We start from the raw sequence: 18,190 nt of genomic DNA on the forward strand, positions 1-18,190 counted from the left end.
GTCGCCGCAATTCCACCCCTCAAGGACCTTTCATGTCTCTGTTTTCCGCCGTCGAGATGGCGCCCCGCGATCCGATCCTGGGCCTGAACGAACAATTCAACGCCGACCCCAATCCGAAGAAAGTCAACCTGGGCGTGGGCGTGTACTTCGACGACAACGGCAAGCTGCCGCTGCTGCAGTGCGTGCAGGCGGCCGAGAAGGCGCTGATGGACAAGCCCAGCGCGCGTGGCTATCTGCCCATCGACGGCATCGCCGCCTATGACAGCGCTGTGAAGGCTCTGGTGTTCGGCGCCGACTCGGCCGTGGTGCAGGAAGGCCGCGTGGCCACGGTGCAGGCCATCGGCGGCACCGGCGGGCTGAAGATCGGCGCCGACTTCCTGAAAAAGCTCAACCCCCAGGCGCGCGTGCTGATCTCCGACCCGAGCTGGGAAAACCACCGCGCGCTTTTCACCAACGCCGGCTTCGAGGTGGGCAGCTACCGCTACTACGACGCGGCCACGCGCTCGGTCAACTTCGACGGCATGCTGGCCGACCTGCGCGCCGCCGCGCCCGGCACCATCGTGGTGCTGCACGCCTGCTGCCACAACCCGACCGGCTACGACCTGACGCCCGCGCAGTGGGACCAGGTCATCGCCGCGGTGCAGGAGCGCCAGCTGGTCCCCTTCCTGGACATGGCCTACCAGGGCTTCGGCAACGGCATCCAGGAAGACGGCGCGGTGATCGGCAAGTTCGTCGCCACCGGCATGAACCTCTTCGTGTCCACGTCGTTCTCCAAGAGCTTCTCGCTGTACGGCGAGCGCGTGGGTGCGCTGTCGGTGGTGGCGCGCGACAAGGAGGAAGCCGCGCGCGTGCTGTCGCAACTGAAGATCGTCGTGCGCACCAACTATTCCAACCCACCCACGCACGGCGGCGCGGTGGTTGCCAAGGTGCTGAACGACCCCGAGTTGCGCGCGCAGTGGGAGCAGGAACTGGGCGAGATGCGCGTGCGCATCAAGGCCATGCGCAGCAAGCTGGTCGACGGCCTGAAGGCCGCCGGCGTGCAGCAGGACATGTCCTTCATCACCGACCAGATCGGCATGTTCAGCTACTCGGGTCTGAGCAAGGCGCAAATGGACCGCCTGAAAAGCGAGTTCGGCGTGTACGGCACTGACACGGGCCGTCTGTGCGTGGCCGCGCTGAACAGCAAGAACATCGACTACGTCTGTGCGTCGATCGCGCAGGTGATGTAAGCCGGCGGGCTTTTCAAGGCCTGCATTCCAGAACCGCCTACGGGCGGTTTTGTCATTTCTGGCTGGCTAACGTGGCGCCCGGCGCACTTCGGAATTCATAGCTGAAGGCCCTTGCAAACAAAGGGCTGCAAGCAGGTTTGTCGCAAAACAGGTCGCTGGCGGCAGCGTCCGACAGCCAGCCCGCCAGCGTCCTGACACAGCGCGACGCAGCGCGCGGCTCCAATCGGGCCAGACACCATCCACCGGAGACCTGCGCCATGAAACCCTTTGCCCTCACCCCCGAGATGACCTCGGCGTCCGGCACCTTCTACCCCACAGGCTACGTCTTTGCCCTGTTCCCCAGCGAGGGCGCTGTGCACAACGCGGCACAGCAACTGGAGCAGCAGGGGCATGACGACGTGTCGCTCGCCGCGCCAGACGCCGTCATGCAGCACGTGGTGCGCACGCTGGGAAATGCCGACGACCCGTTGCCGTCGGTAGGGGCGGAAGGCGTCATCGTGCGCAGGATCGCGGAGCTGGCGAGCGGCGGCGCGCATGCGCTGATGTTCGAGGCGCGCGATGACGATACGCCGGAAGATCTGCGCGCCGCGCTGCAGCAGGCAGGCGCCACGGCCGCCTTTTACTACCGCCGGCTGATCATCGAGGATTTGATCTCGACCCAGTGAATGGCCGAGCCTTGGCTGGCCGGCCCGGACAACGCCCCTCGTGCAGCGCAGCGCTTAGCGCCCGCGCTGTGGCTTGGTACCGCGCGCGCCCTTTGGGCCGATACCGGTGGAGCGTGGCGGAAGCCCGGTGTGCTGCGTCAGCAGCTGGCCGCGCTGCAGTGGCTGCGCTGCCGCTGGCTTGGCACGCGAGGCCACGCCGGGGGCTTGGCGCGGCGCCGACCCATCTCGTTTCGCCGCGTCGCCCGTCCCGCCTGCCGCGGTGCTGTTCTTGCGCCGCGCCGACTGGTAGCAGCCATCGGTGATGGGCTGGAAGGTCGGGATCAGGTGGTGCTTGCCATTGCCAATCAGGTCGGCACGCCCCATGGCCTTGAGCGCTTCGCGCAGCAGGGGCCAGTTGTTGGGATCGTGGTAGCGCAGGAACGCCTTGTGCAGGCGCCGGCGGCGCTCGCCGCGCACGATGTCCACCCGCTCCTCGCCCTCGTCGCGCATCTGCCGGCGCACGCGCGTGAGCGGGTTGCGGCCCGAGTGGTACATAGCTGTCGCCGTGGCCATGGGGCTGGGGTAGAAAGCCTGCACCTGGTCGGCGCGAAAGCCATTCTTCTTTAGCCAGATGGCCAACTGCAGCATGTCCTCGTCGGTCGTGCCCGGGTGGGCGGCGATGAAGTACGGGATCAGAAACTGCTTCTTGCCTGCCTCTTCCGTGTACTTCTCGAACATCTGCTTGAAGCGGTCGTAGTTGCCGATGCCCGGCTTCATCATCTTCGACAGCGGCCCGGCCTCGGTGTGCTCAGGCGCGATCTTCAGGTAGCCGCCCACGTGGTGCTGCACCAGCTCGCGCACGTACTCGGGCGACTGCACCGCCAGGTCGTAGCGCAGGCCGGAGCCGATCAGGATCTTCTTGATGCCCCGCAATTGGCGCGCACGGCGGTAGATCCTGATCAGCGGATCGTGGTCGGTATGCAGGTTCTGGCAGATGCCGGGGAAGACGCAGCTGGGCTTGCGACACGCGGCCTCGATCTCCGGGCTCTTGCATCCCAGGCGGTACATGTTGGCCGTGGGCCCGCCCAGGTCCGAGATGGTTCCGGTGAAGCCCTTGACCTTGTCGCGGATGTCCTCGACCTCCTGGATGATGGATTCTTCCGAGCGGCTCTGGATGATGCGGCCCTCGTGCTCGGTGATCGAGCAGAAGGTGCAGCCGCCAAAGCACCCGCGCATGATGTTGATGGACGCGCGGATCATCTCCCACGCCGGGATCTTGGTCGGGCCCTCGTAGCTGCCCTTGTCGTCCAGATACGCCGGGTGCGGGTTGCGCGCGTACGGCAGGCCGAAGACCCAGTCCATTTCGGCGGTGGAGAGCGGAATCGGCGGCGGGTTCAGCCAGACGTCGCGCGCCGTGGTGCCCTCGCCGTGTGCCTGCACCAGCGCGCGGGCGTTGCCGGGGTTGGTCTCCAGGTGCAGCACGCGGTTGGCGTGGGCATACAGCACCGGGTCGCTTTTCACCTGCTCGAAGCTGGGCAGGCGGATCACCGTGCGGTCGCGCGGCGGCTGGCCGTCCTTGCGGCGCAGCGCCGGGTTGGGCATGAACTGCACCACGGATTCCGAGCCTTTTTGGCCTTCAGCCGTTATTCCACGCCGGCCTGCAGCTACAGAATCAGGAGCATCCTCGCGCGAGCAACTCTGGCCCTGCGCGGCGGCCTGCTCGGCCGTGGTGGCATAGGGGTTGGTGCGCGCCTCGACCGGGCCGGGCTCGTCCACGTTGGTGGAGTCGATCTCGAACCAGCCCTCCGGGCTGCTGCGGCGCACGAACGCCGTGCCGCGCACGTCGGTAATGTTCTCGACCGGCTCGCGCCGCGCCAGGCGGTGTGCCACCTCGACCAGCGCGCGCTCGGCGTTGCCGTACAGCAGCAGGTCGCATTTGGCGTCCACCACCATCGAGCGGCGCACCTTGTCGCTCCAGTAGTCGTAGTGCGCGATGCGGCGCAGGCTCCCCTCAATGCCGCCCAGCACGATCGGCACGTCCTTGAACGCCTCGCGGCAGCGCTGGCTGTAGACGATGGCCGCGCGGTCGGGCCGCTTTCCGCCCACGTCGCCAGGGGTGTAGGCGTCGTCGCTGCGGATTTTCCGATCCGCCGTGTAGCGGTTGATCATGGAATCCATGTTCCCCGCCGTCACGCCCCAGAACAGGTTGGGCTTGCCCAACGCCTTGAACGGCTCGGCGCTGGTCCAGTCCGGCTGGGCGATGATGCCCACGCGGAAGCCCTGTGCCTCCAGTACCCGCCCGATCACCGCCATGCCGAAGCTGGGATGGTCGACATAGGCGTCGCCCGTCACCAGCACCACGTCGCAGCTGTCCCAGCCCAGGCGTTCCATCTCGGCGCGGCTCATCGGCAAATAGGGCGCAGAGCCGAAGCGCTTGGCCCAGTACGGGCGCCAGCTGGTCAGTGGCTTGGCGTCGCGCGGGAAGAAGGAAACGTCGGCGTAGGCGGTCATGGCAGGCGGCTCAGGGGGGGCCGGGCATTGTAGGAACCCGCGCGCCCCCGCGCTGGGCGCCGCCCGCAAGACCCGCCGTGTCGACGGACCGAACAGGTGCTTACTTGGCCAGCGTCAGCGTGCCCTTCATGACGCCCGAATGCCCCGGGAACGAGCAGAAGTAGCTGTAGGCCTCACCCGCCTTGAGCTTGGAGGTGTCGAAGGTGACGGAATCGCTCTCGCCGCCGCCGATCAGCTTGGTGTGCGCCAGCACGCGCGCATCCGAAGGCTTGAGGTAGTCCTTGCCCGCGCCAGCGGCCGCGGCATCGGTCACCACGCCCTGCATGTCGGCGGTCTTGGTCAGCACCCAGTTGTGGCCCATGGACGTCTTGGGTAGCTTGCCCACGTGCTTGAGCTTGACGGTGAACTGCTTGCAGCTGGCCGGCACGGCGATGCTCTGCTTGCTGTACTGCAGGGCGTCGTTGGCGTCGATCTCGGTGGCGCAGTCGGCAGCCTGTGCCGGTACGGCCGCGAACAATGCCAGGGCCAGCGCAGCGGGTTGCCAATACAAAGTCTTCATGGTTTCCTCCGTTGAACAAGAAACATTCCGGCCCGCGAGGGAATGCCTTCACACGAGCAGGACAACGAAAACCATAGTCCTTCTGGATTACCCTGATGCACGCATGGGAGCGCGCTCCCGCGCCGTCCGTGATGCAGCCTCGCCCGGGCCCGAGGCGGTGGCTTACAGTGCCGCCCTCATGTCACAGACCCTGCTAGGCCCTGCACACGCCGAACTCATCATCAAGAAAAGCCGCTTCATCGCCTGCGTGCAGCCGGTCGAGGGGCGGCCCCAGGCGCAGGCCGTGGTGGATGCGCTGTGGCGCGCGCATCCGGGCGCGGCGCACGTGTGCTGGGCGCTGATGGCCGGCGGGCAGTCGGCGGCGGTGGACGACGGCGAGCCCAGCGGCACCGCCGGCCGGCCCATGCTGGACGTGCTGCGCCACCAGCAGCTCGAAGGCGTGCTGGCGACCGTGGTGCGCTACTTCGGCGGAGTGAAACTGGGTGCGGGCGGTCTGGTGCGCGCCTACACGGACAGCGTGGCCCAGGCGCTGTTGGGCGTCGAGAAGGTCGCGCTGCAGCGCATGGCGCAGCTGCGCGCCTGCGTGCCCTACCCGCTGGAGGGCCTGGCGCGCCGCGAGATCGCGGCGGCACAGGCGCAACTGCTGGAGGTGGCGCACGCCGCCCAGGTCACCCTGACGCTGGCGCTGCCCGAGGACGATGCGGCCGCCTTCCAGGCGCGTCTGGAGGAGCTGTGCGCCGGCCGCGTGGCCTGGCTGGCGGCGGACTGACCTGCGCCGGGCGGGCAGCCGGCCCCGGCGTTCGCTGTGGGCACCATGCGATTTGTTGCGCCGCTGCAGCGCTTTGGCACCCGAGCTCCCGGCGTTGGCGTGCGGGCCTACACCCCGGCTGCTTGGTCGCGCCGACACTGGCCGCATCGCCTTGTAGCCACTCCATGACCTCTCCTCTCGACACCCTCATCATCGGCGCCGGCACCGCCGGACTGGCGGCGCTGCGCGAAGTGCGCAAGCGCACCGACCGTTTCCTGATCGTCAACGATGGCCCCTGGGGCACGACCTGTGCGCGCGTCGGCTGCATGCCCTCCAAGATGCTGATCGAGGCCGCCAACGCCCTGCACGCACGCCGGCGCTGGGAAAACTTCGGCCTGTGCGGCGGCCAGGACGCGCGCGCCGACCTGCCGGCGGTGCTCGAGCGCGTGCGTGCGCTGCGCGACGAGTTCGTCGCCGGCACGCTGCGCGCCAGCGACGCCGGCGACCGGGCTGTCTCCGGCCGCGCGCGGTTGCTGGACGCCCGACATGTTGAGGTGGGCGGGCGCACCTGGGAAGCGCGCAGCATCATCGTCGCCAGCGGCTCACGGCCCGTCGTGCCGGATGAGTGGCTGGCCTTCGGCGACCGCGTGCTGACCACCGACACGCTGTTCGAGCAGCCCACCCTGGGGCCGCGCATGGCGGTGATCGGCCTGGGGCCGCTGGGCGCGGAGCTGGCGCAGGCCCTGGCGCGGCTGGGCGTGGAGGTGGTCGCGTTCGTCACCAGCGACCAGGTGGCCGGTTTGCAGGACGCGCAGGTGAACGCCGCCCTGCTCGAGCAGCTCAAGCGCGAATTCGCCATCAGCGTCGGCCAGCATGCCCAGCTGCGCGAGCTGGCCGGCGGCATCGAGGTCAGCAACGGCCAGACCACGGTGGTGGTGGACCAGGTGCTGGCGGCCATGGGGCGCACGCCCAACATTGAGTTCCTGGGCGTGGACACGCTGGGCCCGGTGCTGGACGCGCGCGGCCTGCCGCCCATCGAGCCGTGCACGCTGCAGGTGGGCGACACCTCCGTGTTCATGGCCGGCGACGTGGACCGCGACCGGCCGCTGCTGCACGAGGGCGCCGACGAGGGCCACATCGCGGGCATCAACGCCGTGCTGGCGGCGCAGGGCCAGCCGCTGCGGCGCTTTCGCCGCCGGGTGCCACTGGCCATCACGTTCTGCGAACCGAACGCTGCCAGTGTCGGACTGCCCTGGAAGGAGATCGAGAGCCGGCCGCACCTGGTGGGCGAGGTGAACTATGCCCGCCAGGGACGCGCGCGCGTGGCGCAGCGCAACGCAGGCCTGCTGCGCGTGTATGCATCGCCCGACGACGGGCGGCTGCTGGGCGCGCAGCTGTGCGCCCCGGCCGGCGAGCACCTGGCACAGTTGCTGGCGCTGGCCATCGACCGGGAGCTGACGGTGCAGCAGCTGCTGCGCATGCCGATCTACCACCCGACGTTGGAGGAGGGCCTGCGCAGCGCGCTGCGCCAGGTCGCGCGGCAGCTGGAGCCGGCGAGCGACTCGGACCTGTCGGACTGCGAGAACCTGGGCGCGGCGGCGCTGGACTGACAGCGCGGCGCGGCCGTCTTGGTACAGGCCGCAAACGCAGCGCCGCAGGCCTGGTTCTGTCGCGCAGTTCAGGTGCCAATGCCCAGGCGGGTGCGGCTTAACGCAGGCGCTCAGGTCCCAGGATTTGACGCTCCAACCCCTCCTGCGCCAGACGCGCATCCAGCGGCTCGTCCAGCAGCAGGTTGCGCGCCAGCCGCGCGGCGCCGGCGGCGCTCTGGATGCCGTAGCCGCCCTGCCCCGCCAGCCAGAAGAATCCTGGCACCGCGTCGTCCCAACCGATGACCGGGTCGCCGTCCGGCACGAACGAGCGCAGGCCCGCCCAGGTGCGCGTCGGGCGGCGGATCTCAAAGCAGGTCATCTCCTCGATGCGGTGGATGCCCAACGCCACGTCCAGCTCCTCGGGCACCACGTCGTGCGGCGGCACCGGGTCGGCATTGGCCGGCGAGCCCAGCAGCTGGCCGGCGTCGGGCTTGAAGTACCAGTCCTCGGCGATGCCGATCGCGGCCGGCCAATGGGTCGCGTCCATCCCGTGCGGGACGGAGAAGGTGAAGGCGGTGCGCCGGCGCGGCTCCAGCCCCACCGGCGTCACGCCGGCCAGCCGCGCAACCTCGTCGGCCCAGGCGCCGGCGGCGTTCACCACGGCGCGCGCGTGCATCACCTCGCCGCTGGCGAGCGTGACCTGCCAGGCGGCACCGTCGCCCGGGCGCGCCAGTCCCACCACCTCGACATCGGTGCGCAGCAGCGCGCCCGCGCGCCGCGCACCGCGCAGGTAGCCCTGGTGCAGCGCGTGCACGTCGATGTCGGCGGCGTCCGGCTCGGCCACGCCGCCGGCCACGGCGTCGGGCTTCAGGCAGGGCAGCAGCGCCAGCAGGGCTGCGCAGTCCAGCCGATGCACGGCCGGGTTGCGCGCCTGGGCGTGCTTGAAGGCGGGCTGGATCAGGTCTTGCTGGTGCCGCGCCGCCACATAGGCCACGCCGCGCGGCGCCAGGATCGGTGTGTCCGCGAAGCCTGCCGGCGGCGCGTCGTAGAACGCACGGCTGGCGCGCGTCAGCGCCTGGATCGCGGGCGTGCCGTAGGTGGCGCTGTAGAGCGCCGCCGAGCGCCCGGTGGTGTGGTAGCCGGGCTGCGCTTCCCGCTCCAGCAACAGCACCTGCTGGCCGGCACAGGCCAGTTCCCAGGCCACCGACGCGCCGGCAATGCCCGCGCCGATGACCAGCACATCACAACGGGACTGCATCGCCTCCATGGGTTCCTCCTGGTATCGCCTGTCGGTGCGCTTGCATGGTAGGCCGGCCGCCGCCGCAATCTCCCTGAAACAGGTGCGGGCTCCAGCCATTCCTGGGCACGACGGCAAAAGATGCATACGATATGCACATTAAAACCACCTTCCACCCCGACATGAACGCCGTGCCCCAGCCCGCCACCCTCGCCCCGCCCGACCCGCTGTCGCAGGCGCTGCAGCAGCCCTACCAGCACGGCTTCGTGACGGAGATCGAGTCCGACGCGCTGCCGCCGGGGCTGGACGAGGACACCATCCGCGCCATCTCGCGCAAGAAGCGCGAGCCGCAGTTCCTGCTGGACTGGCGCCTGGCGGCGTTCGCGCGTTGGAAGCAGATGCCGCTGCCCGACTGGGCGCGGCTGCAGATCGAGCCCATCGACTTCCAGGCGCTGTGCTACTACTCGGCGCCGAAGTCGCTGAAGGACGCACCGAAGAGCCTGGACGAGGTGGATCCGAAGCTGCTGGAGACCTACGAAAAGCTCGGCGTGCCGCTGCACGAGCGCGCGCGGCTGGCCGGCGTGGCGGTGGACGCGGTGTTCGACTCGGTCTCGGTCGGCACCACCTTCCGCGAGCAGCTGGCCAAGGTCGGCGTGATCTTTTGCTCGTTCTCGCACGCCGTGCAGCACCACCCGGCCCTGATCGAGCAGTACCTGGGCAGCGTGGTGCCGCAGGGCGACAACTTCTACGCCGCGCTGAACTCCGCCGTGTTCTCGGACGGCTCGTTCGTCTACATCCCCAAAGGCGTGAAATGCCCGATGGAGCTGTCGTCGTACTTTCGCATCAACGCGCAGAACACCGGGCAGTTCGAGCGCACGCTGATCATTGCCGAGGAAGGCGCCTCGGTCAGCTACCTGGAAGGCTGCACCGCCCCGCAGCGCGACGAGAACCAGCTGCACGCGGCGGTGGTCGAGCTCATCGCGCACGACGACGCCTTCATCAAATACTCCACGGTGCAGAACTGGTACCCCGGCGACGAGCAGGGCCGCGGCGGCATCTACAACTTCGTGACCAAGCGCGGCTTGGCCGCCGGCAAGCGCTCGCGCATCGCCTGGACGCAGATCGAGACCGGTTCGGCCATCACCTGGAAATACCCCAGCGTGGTGCTGCGCGGCGACGAATCGAACGGCGAGTTCCATTCGATCGCCGTGTCCAACCACCGCCAGCAGGCCGACACCGGCACCAAGATGATCCACCTGGGCAAGAACACCACCAGTCGCATCGTCAGCAAGGGCATCAGCGCCGGCCGCGCGCAGAACAGCTACCGCGGCCTGGTGCGCGTGAACCCCGGCGCGGCCGGCGCGCGCAACCACACGCAGTGCGACTCGCTGCTGATCGGCCCGCACTGCGGCGCGCACACCTTTCCGTACGTGGACGTGGCGCGCGCCGACGCGGTGGTCGAGCACGAGGCCACGACCACGCGCATTTCGGAGGAACGATTGTTCTATTGCCAGCAGCGCGGCATCGACCCCGAGGAGGCGACGGCGCTGATCGTCGGCGGCTTCTGCCAGGCGGTGCTGGAGGAGTTGCCCATGGAGTTCGCCCTGGAGGCCAAGGCGCTGCTGGCCGTGTCGCTCGAAGGCGCGGTGGGCTGATGCACAGCCGAATCGGCCTCAAGCCCATATGGATGAACGGCTACCAGCTATCAAATTTAAAGGAAACACGATGACCAAACCCTCTTCCGCCCTGCTGGATGTGCGCGACCTGCGCGTGCAGGTGGGCGAGCGCACCATCCTGCACTCGGTCAGCCTGCAGGCGGAGCCGGGCTCGCTGTCGGTGCTGATGGGCGCCAACGGCAGCGGCAAGAGCACGCTGGGCATGGCGCTGGCCGGGCACCCGCACTACCGCGTGCTGGGCGGCCAGGCGCTGCTGGAGGGCCAGGACCTGCTGGCGCTGCCAGCGCACGAGCGCGCGCGCGCCGGGCTGTTCGTGTCGCTGCAGGCGCCGCCGGACATCCCGGGCGTGAAAAACAACCTGTTCCTGCGCACCGCGCTGAACGCCGTGCGCGCGGCGCGCGGCGAGGAGCCTCTGGACGCCTTCGATTTCATCGCCAGCGCCAAGGCCGCCGCGCGCGACCTGAGCCTGCCCGAGGCACTGCTCGGCCGGCCGGTGAACGAGGGCTTCTCCGGCGGCGAGAGAAAGCGCAACGAACTGCTGCAGCTGGCCCTGCTGCGCCCGCGCGTGGCGCTGCTCGACGAGATCGATTCCGGCCTGGACGTGGACGGCGTGCGCGCCGTGGTGGCGCTGATCGGACGCCTGCGCGCGCAGGGCACGGCCATCCTGGTCGTGTCGCACTACCTGCACATGATCGAGCAGCTCGCGCCCGACGCCGTGCTACGCCTGGACCAGGGCTGCATCGCCGAGACGGGCGGCCTCGAGCTGGCGCGCGGCATCGCCCGCACCGGCTTTGCCCGCGCCGCCGAGCCGGCGCTGGAGGCTTGAAATGAAACACCCCCTGAGCCGCTTCGCGCCTTCCCCCTCTCTCACGCTGCGCGCGGGAGGGGGACGCAGCCAGCGCGGCGGGGCGGCCCTTGCGCGGTTGCCCGCGCATGGGCCGCGCCCGTTTCATGCGATGCGGGTGGCGCGCAGCGCTATGGAAAACTGAGATGGACACAGTACATGCCGACATCCTGGCCGCGCGCGACTGGCTGCAGCGCGGCGGCTGGTTCGCGCCGCACGCCGGCGAGGCCTTCCGCCACCTGCCGCCGCCCGCGCTGGCCCACTGGCTCCATGAAGACCCGGCCGCGGCCTGCAACGCGGCGCCACTGGCCGGCGCCGGTTGGACGCTGCACCCGCTGCGCGATGGCAGCGCCGGCGGCGTGCAGGCGCAGTGGCTGGACGCGCGCGACGCCGCGCAGCGCGCGCAGCTGCTGGACGGCCTGCCCGGCCCGGCCCAGCCGGGCGACGACGAGGCCGCGCCTTTCGCCTGGGCGCATCGCGCCCTGTGCCGCCAGGGCCTGCGCCTGCGCATCGACGCGGCGCCCGGACGGGCGGCAGATGACGGCAGCGTCTGGCTGCAGCTGCGCCACCAGCCGCGCGCGCGCATCGAGGCGCCGCTGCTGGTGCTGGATGTGCGGCCCGGCGTGCATTGCCGGCTGCTGGAAACCCACGACTGGAGTGCCGCCAGCGGCTGCGGCCAGGCGCTGACGCAGAACCTGCAGGTGCACATCCGCCTGGCGCCCGGCGCCCGGCTGGAGCACCTGCGCATCTCCCAGCCCGGCGCGCACGACCAGGTGGCGCACCACCTGCACGTCCGCCTGGCGCGCGATGCGCACTACGCCCAGGCGCTGGTCGCCGGCAGCAGCGCCTACCACCTGCAGCGCAGCCGCATCGAGCTGGAAGCTGGTGCGCAGGCGCACAGCGCCGCGCTGCTGCTGGCCGGCGCCGCGCAGATCGACCACCAGGTCTACAGCCGCGTGCAGGCGCCGCAGGCGCACAGCACGGTGGAGACGCTGGCGCTGGCCCAGGGCCGCGCGCGCGTGGTGGCCAACGCGCACACCCACATTGCCCCGGGCGCCGCCCAGGCCAATGTGCGCCAGCGGCTGACCGGCATCCCGCTGTCGGGCCAGCCGCGCCTGACGCTGCGCCCGCACCTGGAAATCCTGCACGACGACGTGCAGGCCGCCCACGGCGCCACCTGGGGCGCGCTGCCCGAGGACGCGCTGTTCTACGCCGCCCAGCGCGGCTTGGACGACGACACGGCGCACACCCTCGTCACCGAGGGCATGGCGCGTGCGCTGCTGGAGGGCGCGCTGCCCCACTCGCCCTTGCTGCAGGACTGGCTGGAGGGCGGCGGGCTGGCCAACAGCCTGCGCTGGGCGCTGCGGCAGTCGCCGGAGGATGCAGGATGAACAATACAAAATTGATAGCTGAAGGCCCTTTGTTTACAGGGACCACAGGCAGATTTCATGCCGAAACGCTCTGTCTTCTCTCCCTCTCCCGCGCGCGGGAGAGAGCCGGGGTGAGGGTGGCTTCATCCCGTCCTCGCGCCTGTACTACCCCCTCATCCCAACGCTCTCCCACAAGTGGGAGAGCAAGTGGGTCGCTCCAAGCACAAAGGCCCCGCCATGGGTAAACCACACCCCCTGCTGCACACCCCGCTGCCGGTGGCCGAGCTGCGCGTGCAGTTCCCGATCCTGGCGCAGGCCATCCACGGCCATCCCCTGGCCTACCTGGACAACGCCGCCAGCACGCCGATGCCACTGCCGGTGCTGCAGGCGCTGGAAACGTTCGAGACACAGCAGCGCGCCAACATCCACCGCGGCGTACACACGCTCAGCCAGCGCGCCACCGACGCTTTCGACGCCGCGCGCGCCACGCTCAAGGACTATCTCGGCGCCACGGCCGAGCACGAGCTGGTCTTCACCAGCGGCACGACCGAGGCGCTGAACCTCGTCGCCCAAGGCCTGTGGGCCGGCGGGCCGGGCCACGCCTGGCTGCGCCCGAGCGACCGCATCATCGTCAGCGGGCTGGAGCACCACGCCAACCTGCTGCCCTGGCAGCACGCCGCGCGCATGAGCGGCGCGCAGCTCGACATCCTGCTGCCCGACGCCGAAGGCCGCCTGCACGAGGCCGACCTGGCCGCGCTGCTGGATGTGGGCGGCGCGCGCGTCTTCGCCGTCACCGCCTGCGCCAACGCCACCGGCGAGCGCCCGCCCTACGAGGCCCTGCTGCGCCTGGCGCGCCAGGCCGGCGCGCTCACCGTGCTGGACGCCGCGCAGGTCGCGGCGCACGGCACGCCGGTGCTGGCGCAACTGCCGGATTGCGACTTCCTGGCGCTGTCGGGCCACAAGATGCACGGCCCGCTTGGCATCGGCGTGCTGGCCGGCCGACGCGAGGCGCTGGAGCGCCTGCACCCGCTGCGCCTGGGCGGCGACATGGTCGAGCAGGCCAGCTACCACGGCGCGCGCTACGCCGCCCTGCCCGCGCGGCTGGAGGGCGGCACGCCGAACATCGCCGGCGCCGTGGGCCTGGCGGCGGCAGCGCGCTTCATCGACCAGGCTGGCCGCGCCGCCATCGGCGCGCACCTGCAGGCGCTGCGCGCGCAAGCCGTCGCCGGCCTGCAGGCAATCCCCGACGTGCGCGTGCTCAGCCCGCACGCCACCGACGCCGCGCTGATCGCCTTCACCGTGCCCGGCGTGCACCCGCACGATGTGGGCCAGCTGCTGGACGAGGCCGGCGTGGCCGTGCGCACCGGCCACCACTGCGCGCAGCCGCTGCTCGAACACCTGGGCTGCGGGCCGACCACGCGTGCGTCCTTTGCCCTGTTCAACACGGCGGACGAGGTCGAGCGGCTCATCGCCGGCGTCGCCCGCGCCCGGGAGCTGCTGCAATGAGCGATGCACTGAACGACCTGTACCAGGAGGTGGTGCTGGAGCACAAGCGCGCCCCGCGCAACTTCGGCCACCTGAGCTCGCCCACGCACCGCGCCGAGGGCACGAATCCGTCCTGCGGCGACCAGGTGGCCGTCGAACTGGAGCTGGACGGCACGCAGCTGCGCGACATCCGCTTTTCTGGCCAGGGCTGCGCCATCTGCATGGCCTCGACCTCGATGATGACCGAGGCCGTCAAGGGCCGCGACGTGGCGCATGCCAACGCGCTGCAGCAGCACTTCCGCGCCGTGCTGACGGGCGAGCAGCAGCCCGAGGAGGCGCCGCTGGGCAAGCTGGTCAGCCTGGCCGGCGTGCGCCAGTACCCCAGCCGCATCAAGTGCGCGCTGCTCGGTTGGCACGCGCTGATGCATGCCATCGCCGAACACAACACCCAGGAGTCCCAGGCATGACCCACCGCCGCCACCGCGAGGACGTGCTGGTGCGTCGCACCGTAACCGTCGAGACCATCCCCAGCGGCATGCCGGTCGAGCTGGAGGCCGGGCAACTCGCGCAGATCACCCAGGCGCTGGGCGGCTCATTCACGCTGCTGGTCGAGGGCCAGCTGATGCGCCTGAAGGGCCAGGACGCCGACGCCATCGGCAAGACCCCGCCCGAAACGATCGCCGTGCCGGCCGACCTGCACGTGGACGACCTGGAGCCGCTGGTCTGGAAGACCCTGGCCACCTGCTACGACCCAGAAATCCCGGTGAACATCGTCGACCTGGGGCTGGTGTACCGCGTGGCGTTCGAGCCGCTGGAGGACGCCGACAAGGTGCGCGCCGTGGTGGACATGACGCTCACCGCGCCCGGCTGCGGCATGGGCGAGGCCATCGCTGACGAGGTCTGCGACAAGATCCTGGCGCTGCCCGGCGTGGGCGAGATCACCGTGAACCTGGTGTTCGATCCGCCCTGGGACCGCTCGCGAATGTCCGAGGCGGCGCAGCTGGCGCTGGGGCTGTAGGGGCCGCTTGGCGCGGTGGAGAGGCAGGCATTTGCGGCGCTGCTTGTGGCTTGTGCGTTTGGCGTTGAGCGTGAACCGCCGGGACACGCCCCTCGCCAAACGCCAAACGCCAAACGCTCAACTCTCAACGCAAAACGGCAGGCCAAGGGCCTGCCGTTTTTTCGCCTCAGACGAACGAGATCAGCCGCATGCGCCGCCCGAGCAGCAGCCGCCGCCGGACTCGGCCGCGGCGCCGGCCACCTTGTCGATCTGCACGCGCCACAGCGCCGGGCCGGCCTGCAGGTAGCTCCAGTTGAACTGGCCGGGCGTGCGGCCCTCGAACTGGCGGCGCAGCGGCACCGGGTCGTGGTCGTTGACGATGACCAGCGCCTGGCCCACGGCCAGGTCGTCGAACTGGCCGAAGATCTTCGCGTGGCGCTCGTAGGGCGGAATGGTGCGGACGTCGATTTCGGTGACGGTGGGGGTGCTCATGGTTCAACCTTTCTGGTGAATGACGACTGCGGGAGCGTCGGGGAAACGGGAGAAAAAACAGGGGTGGAAAGACCGGCGGCGCGTTCAGCCGTCCTTGCCGTCCAGCCGGCTGCGCATCAGCCAAGGCGTGTACTGCACGAAATAGATCGCGAACGCCACCGCCCACAGGCAGGCCGCGCCGTGGAGCGCGTAGGCGTACCACTGCGGGTGCACGGCGGGCACCAGCACGCGCAGCACGGCCGCGGCCATGACGCAGGCGTAGGCAATCACCTCCCCGCGCCCGGCCTGCAGCGGCCGGCCGGTGTGGCCGCGCGCGGTGCGCGTCAGCATGCCGATGATCAGCCCGCCGACCACGCCCACGGCCAGGGCATGCACCGCCAGCGTCACAGGCAGCCAGCCCAGCTGCGCGGCGGCCAGCAGGGCAAAGCCCAGCGGCATCCAGGCATAGGAGGCATGCAGGATCCACAAGATGGGCCGGCGCAGCGTGGTCCAGGGCTTCCACTTCGCCAGGCGCACGGCGTGCAGCACGGCGGCGGCGGCGCTCAGCACGGCGGCCAACGGCGCCGGCGCGTTGCATACCCAGGCCAGCAGCGCTACGGCGGTCACGGCCAGCACGCTCATCTCGAACGCGCGCGGGATGTTCATCGTCAAGCCCGGCGTGACGTTGCGCGTGAACATCGGCACCACCCGGCCGGTGATGACGGCGACCACCATCAGCACCATGCCCAGCTCGGCATACAGCGCGGTGAGCGGCTGCAGCGCGATGACGCCGGTGGCCGACAGGTGGAACGCCAGGTTGGCCGCGGCCATCAGCAGCAACAGGCCGATCAGCGGGATGTTGCGCTTGTTCTTCGCTTGGATCAGCACGCGCAGCAGCGCGATGGCGACCAGCGGCAGCAGCAGCATGTCCAGCGCGGCATACACCGCATACGGCGCGGTGAAGGCGGCGATACGCGCCGCCAGCCACAGCAGCGCCAGCGCGCCCAGCAGCGGGCCGCGCGGCGTGGGCAGGCCGGTCCAGGCCTTCACGGCGGTCAGCAGGAAGCCGGCGATGACCCCGGCGGCGAAGCCGAACAGCATCTCGTGCGCGTGCCACAGCAGCGGCGGGATCTGCAACTGCAGCGGCAGGTGGCCCAGGAAGGCCAGCACCCAGACCGGTACCGAGACGCAGGCCAGCAGCGCCGTCAGCAGGTAGAACGGCCGAAAGCCCAGGCGCAGCAGTGGCAGGCCATGCAGCGCCGGCGCAGGCTGCGCGGCGGCCGGGGGGCGTTGGGGGAAAGGCAGGGGCTGGTTCACGGCGGACAGGGCTGCCTCGTGGGCGAAGCCGGAAGAGCGAACAATAAGTTCATTCTAAATGAATCTTTTGTTCCATGCGCGTCCGCGTGGCATGCGCCGCGGCGTTCAGTGCCAGGTGCTGCGCGAGAACAACTGCATGACCGCCACGCCGGCGACGATCAGCGCCATGCCGGCGATGGCCGCCAGGTCCAGCTTCTGGCCGTGCAGCAGCCAGCCGGCCAGCGAGATCAGCACGATGCCCAGCCCTGACCACACGGCATACACCACGCCGGTCGGCAGGTGGTTCATGACCCGCGCCAGGCAGAAGAACGCCAGCGCGTAGCCCAGCACCGCCAGCAGCGCAGGCGCCAGGCGGGTGAAGCCGGCCGAGGACTTCAGCGCCGTGGTGGCGACGACTTCGGAGGCGATGGCGATGCCCAGGAGCAGGTAGGGATGCATGGCGAAAGGCGCCGGCACGACGCGGGCACAGGTCTGTTGCTATTCAAGATATAGCTGCAAGCGCTTGATTCATCAGGGCTAGAGGCATTTTTTGCTTCAGATAACGGCACGTCAACCCGCCACGCAGACCAGCCGCTGCTCGCCCAGGCCGGTGGCGCCCAAGCGCATCTCGTCGCCCACGCGCAGAAAGCGCGGCGGCTTCTGGCCCAGGCCGACGCCTGCGGGCGTGCCAGTCAGCACCAGGTCACCCGGCTCCAGCGTCATGAAGCGGCTGATGTAGGCCAGCACGGTGGGAACGCCGAACAGGAAGTCGCGCGTGTGGCCGTCCTGCAGGCGTTCGCCGTTCACCTCCAGCCACAGCCGCAGCGCATGCGGGTCGCCCAGTTCGTCCGGCGTCACCAGCCAGGGACCGACGGGCGCGAAGGTGTCGCCGCCCTTGCCCTTGTCCCACTGGCCGCCGCGCTCCATCTGCCAGGCGCGCTCGGAGATGTCGTTGGCCAGCACGTAGCCGGCCACATGCGCTAGCGCCTCGCCTTCGGGCACGGCGCGCATGCGCTGGCCGACGACCACGCCCAACTCGACCTCCCAGTCGAGCTTTTCGGCGCCGGGCGGCACGCGCACGGCGTCGTGCGGGCCGCACAGGCTGCTGGTGGCCTTCATGAACAGCACCGGCTCGGCCGGCGGCGCCAGGCCGGACTCGCGCGCATGGTCGGCGTAGTTCAGCCCCACGCAGACGATCTTGCCGATGCCGCCCACCGGGCAACCCAGGCGCGTGCCGGCAGGCAACTCCGGCAGGCGCGTGGCGTCGATGGCGGCCAGAGCCGCCAGGGTGCGCAGATCGAGCTGCGCCGGGCCGATGTCGGGCAGCAGCATGGACACGTCGCGCGGCGTGCCCTGAGCATCGACGATGCCGGCGCGTTCGGCGCCGGGCGCTCCGTGGCGGATCAGTTTCATAGGGGTCTTTCGCGAGGAAGGCAAGGCACGCATCTTAGGCACGCGCGGGTCGCGCCGCCGTGGCGCAGCGCACGCCGCAGCCCTACCATGGCATTGCCGCGTGGGCCGATGCGCTGGCCGT

At 70.1% G+C, this 18,190-nt stretch carries 17 protein-coding genes; 10 read left to right on the forward strand and 7 right to left on the reverse strand.

Going from position 1 to position 18,190, the window contains the following annotated elements; translation table 11 throughout:
- Positions 1 to 32 precede the first annotated feature (32 nt).
- Positions 33 to 1,229 (forward strand): amino acid aminotransferase, encoded by a 1,197-nt coding sequence (locus BLQ61_RS09840; RefSeq protein ID WP_091569389.1) that lies wholly within the window; start codon positions 33 to 35, stop codon positions 1,227 to 1,229.
- 257 nt (positions 1,230 to 1,486) lie between these two features.
- Positions 1,487 to 1,894 carry a hypothetical protein gene (locus BLQ61_RS09845; protein ID WP_091569391.1) on the forward strand — a complete coding sequence of 136 codons (408 nt, stop codon included), beginning with the start codon at positions 1,487 to 1,489 and terminating at the stop codon, positions 1,892 to 1,894.
- Between the two features lie 54 nt (positions 1,895 to 1,948).
- Here BLQ61_RS09845 and BLQ61_RS09850 read toward each other — a convergent pair whose 3' ends face one another.
- Together BLQ61_RS09850 and azu are read right to left on the reverse strand one after the other, a co-directional pair.
- On the reverse strand, positions 1,949 to 4,384 hold the full coding sequence (locus BLQ61_RS09850; RefSeq protein ID WP_091569394.1) for a YgiQ family radical SAM protein: 2,436 nt from the start codon (positions 4,382 to 4,384) through the stop codon (positions 1,949 to 1,951).
- Between the two features lie 100 nt (positions 4,385 to 4,484).
- Positions 4,485 to 4,943 carry an azurin gene (gene azu, locus BLQ61_RS09855; protein WP_091569397.1) on the reverse strand — a complete coding sequence of 153 codons (459 nt, stop codon included), beginning with the start codon at positions 4,941 to 4,943 and terminating at the stop codon, positions 4,485 to 4,487.
- 178 nt (positions 4,944 to 5,121) lie between these two features.
- Between azu and BLQ61_RS09860 the strand changes: the two genes are divergently transcribed.
- Positions 5,122 to 5,712 carry an IMPACT family protein gene (locus tag BLQ61_RS09860; RefSeq protein ID WP_091569399.1) on the forward strand — a complete coding sequence of 197 codons (591 nt, stop codon included), beginning with the start codon at positions 5,122 to 5,124 and terminating at the stop codon, positions 5,710 to 5,712.
- Between the two features lie 164 nt (positions 5,713 to 5,876).
- On the forward strand, positions 5,877 to 7,301 hold the full coding sequence (locus BLQ61_RS09865) for a dihydrolipoyl dehydrogenase (protein ID WP_091569402.1): 1,425 nt from the start codon (positions 5,877 to 5,879) through the stop codon (positions 7,299 to 7,301).
- 97 nt (positions 7,302 to 7,398) lie between these two features.
- Here the strand turns inward: BLQ61_RS09865 and BLQ61_RS09870 are convergent, their stop codons facing one another.
- Positions 7,399 to 8,538 (reverse strand): NAD(P)/FAD-dependent oxidoreductase, encoded by a 1,140-nt coding sequence (locus tag BLQ61_RS09870; RefSeq protein ID WP_091569850.1) that lies wholly within the window; start codon positions 8,536 to 8,538, stop codon positions 7,399 to 7,401.
- 161 nt (positions 8,539 to 8,699) lie between these two features.
- Between BLQ61_RS09870 and sufB the strand changes: the two genes are divergently transcribed.
- From sufB to sufT, 6 genes are all read left to right on the forward strand, one after another.
- Positions 8,700 to 10,172 carry a Fe-S cluster assembly protein SufB gene (gene sufB / locus BLQ61_RS09875; protein ID WP_091569853.1) on the forward strand — a complete coding sequence of 491 codons (1,473 nt, stop codon included), beginning with the start codon at positions 8,700 to 8,702 and terminating at the stop codon, positions 10,170 to 10,172.
- Positions 10,173 to 10,242: 70 nt separating this feature from the next.
- Positions 10,243 to 11,019 (forward strand): Fe-S cluster assembly ATPase SufC, encoded by a 777-nt coding sequence (gene sufC / locus BLQ61_RS09880; protein ID WP_091569404.1) that lies wholly within the window; start codon positions 10,243 to 10,245, stop codon positions 11,017 to 11,019.
- Positions 11,020 to 11,183: 164 nt separating this feature from the next.
- Entirely contained in the window at positions 11,184 to 12,428 is a 1,245-nt protein-coding gene (locus BLQ61_RS09885; RefSeq protein WP_091569406.1) for a SufD family Fe-S cluster assembly protein, read from the forward strand.
- A 216-nt stretch (positions 12,429 to 12,644) separates the two neighbouring features.
- Positions 12,645 to 13,913, forward strand: a complete 1,269-nt coding sequence (locus tag BLQ61_RS09890; RefSeq protein ID WP_091569408.1) for an aminotransferase class V-fold PLP-dependent enzyme — start codon at positions 12,645 to 12,647, stop codon at positions 13,911 to 13,913.
- Positions 13,910 to 14,359 (forward strand): Fe-S cluster assembly sulfur transfer protein SufU, encoded by a 450-nt coding sequence (gene sufU, locus BLQ61_RS09895; protein WP_091569411.1) that lies wholly within the window; start codon positions 13,910 to 13,912, stop codon positions 14,357 to 14,359. The genes BLQ61_RS09890 and sufU overlap by 4 nt, the downstream gene beginning before the upstream one ends.
- Positions 14,356 to 14,910: a putative Fe-S cluster assembly protein SufT gene (gene sufT, locus BLQ61_RS09900; RefSeq protein ID WP_091569413.1), complete on the forward strand. Its 555-nt coding sequence runs from the start codon at positions 14,356 to 14,358 to the stop codon at positions 14,908 to 14,910. The genes sufU and sufT overlap by 4 nt, the downstream gene beginning before the upstream one ends.
- A gap of 180 nt (positions 14,911 to 15,090) precedes the next feature.
- On the opposite strand, the gene BLQ61_RS09905 is transcribed toward sufT, so the two are convergent.
- The 4 genes from BLQ61_RS09905 to BLQ61_RS09920 all read right to left on the reverse strand — a co-directional run bounded on the left by BLQ61_RS09905 (position 15,091) and on the right by BLQ61_RS09920 (position 18,069).
- The gene (locus tag BLQ61_RS09905; protein ID WP_091569416.1) at positions 15,091 to 15,381 is read right to left on the reverse strand and encodes a DUF2249 domain-containing protein; all 291 of its coding nucleotides are present in this window, start codon (positions 15,379 to 15,381) and stop codon (positions 15,091 to 15,093) included.
- A gap of 84 nt (positions 15,382 to 15,465) precedes the next feature.
- The gene (locus BLQ61_RS09910; protein ID WP_245703957.1) at positions 15,466 to 16,677 is read right to left on the reverse strand and encodes an NnrS family protein; all 1,212 of its coding nucleotides are present in this window, start codon (positions 16,675 to 16,677) and stop codon (positions 15,466 to 15,468) included.
- A gap of 105 nt (positions 16,678 to 16,782) precedes the next feature.
- The gene (locus BLQ61_RS09915; RefSeq protein WP_342672239.1) at positions 16,783 to 17,133 is read right to left on the reverse strand and encodes an SMR family transporter; all 351 of its coding nucleotides are present in this window, start codon (positions 17,131 to 17,133) and stop codon (positions 16,783 to 16,785) included.
- A gap of 93 nt (positions 17,134 to 17,226) precedes the next feature.
- Positions 17,227 to 18,069 (reverse strand): fumarylacetoacetate hydrolase family protein, encoded by an 843-nt coding sequence (locus tag BLQ61_RS09920; protein ID WP_091569422.1) that lies wholly within the window; start codon positions 18,067 to 18,069, stop codon positions 17,227 to 17,229.
- Positions 18,070 to 18,190 lie beyond the last annotated feature (121 nt).

Origin of the sequence: Oryzisolibacter propanilivorax (assembly GCF_900103645.1) — a bacterium.
In the GTDB taxonomy this organism is placed as follows: domain Bacteria; phylum Pseudomonadota; class Gammaproteobacteria; order Burkholderiales; family Burkholderiaceae_C; genus Melaminivora; species Melaminivora propanilivorax.

What these genes read in the sequence shown, in the direction of transcription:
- BLQ61_RS09840 (WP_091569389.1), top strand. Translation starts at nt 33, where the DNA reads ATGTCTCTGTTTTCCGCCGTCGAGATGGCGCCCCGCGATCCGATCCTG.
- BLQ61_RS09845 (WP_091569391.1), top strand. Translation starts at nt 1,487, where the DNA reads ATGAAACCCTTTGCCCTCACCCCCGAGATGACCTCGGCGTCCGGCACC.
- BLQ61_RS09850 (WP_091569394.1), bottom strand. Translation starts at nt 4,384, where the DNA reads ATGACCGCCTACGCCGACGTTTCCTTCTTCCCGCGCGACGCCAAGCCA.
- azu (WP_091569397.1), bottom strand. Translation starts at nt 4,943, where the DNA reads ATGAAGACTTTGTATTGGCAACCCGCTGCGCTGGCCCTGGCATTGTTC.
- BLQ61_RS09860 (WP_091569399.1), top strand. Translation starts at nt 5,122, where the DNA reads ATGTCACAGACCCTGCTAGGCCCTGCACACGCCGAACTCATCATCAAG.
- BLQ61_RS09865 (WP_091569402.1), top strand. Translation starts at nt 5,877, where the DNA reads ATGACCTCTCCTCTCGACACCCTCATCATCGGCGCCGGCACCGCCGGA.
- BLQ61_RS09870 (WP_091569850.1), bottom strand. Translation starts at nt 8,538, where the DNA reads ATGCAGTCCCGTTGTGATGTGCTGGTCATCGGCGCGGGCATTGCCGGC.
- sufB (WP_091569853.1), top strand. Translation starts at nt 8,700, where the DNA reads ATGAACGCCGTGCCCCAGCCCGCCACCCTCGCCCCGCCCGACCCGCTG.
- sufC (WP_091569404.1), top strand. Translation starts at nt 10,243, where the DNA reads ATGACCAAACCCTCTTCCGCCCTGCTGGATGTGCGCGACCTGCGCGTG.
- BLQ61_RS09885 (WP_091569406.1), top strand. Translation starts at nt 11,184, where the DNA reads ATGGACACAGTACATGCCGACATCCTGGCCGCGCGCGACTGGCTGCAG.
- BLQ61_RS09890 (WP_091569408.1), top strand. Translation starts at nt 12,645, where the DNA reads ATGGGTAAACCACACCCCCTGCTGCACACCCCGCTGCCGGTGGCCGAG.
- sufU (WP_091569411.1), top strand. Translation starts at nt 13,910, where the DNA reads ATGAGCGATGCACTGAACGACCTGTACCAGGAGGTGGTGCTGGAGCAC.
- sufT (WP_091569413.1), top strand. Translation starts at nt 14,356, where the DNA reads ATGACCCACCGCCGCCACCGCGAGGACGTGCTGGTGCGTCGCACCGTA.
- BLQ61_RS09905 (WP_091569416.1), bottom strand. Translation starts at nt 15,381, where the DNA reads ATGAGCACCCCCACCGTCACCGAAATCGACGTCCGCACCATTCCGCCC.
- BLQ61_RS09920 (WP_091569422.1), bottom strand. Translation starts at nt 18,069, where the DNA reads ATGAAACTGATCCGCCACGGAGCGCCCGGCGCCGAACGCGCCGGCATC.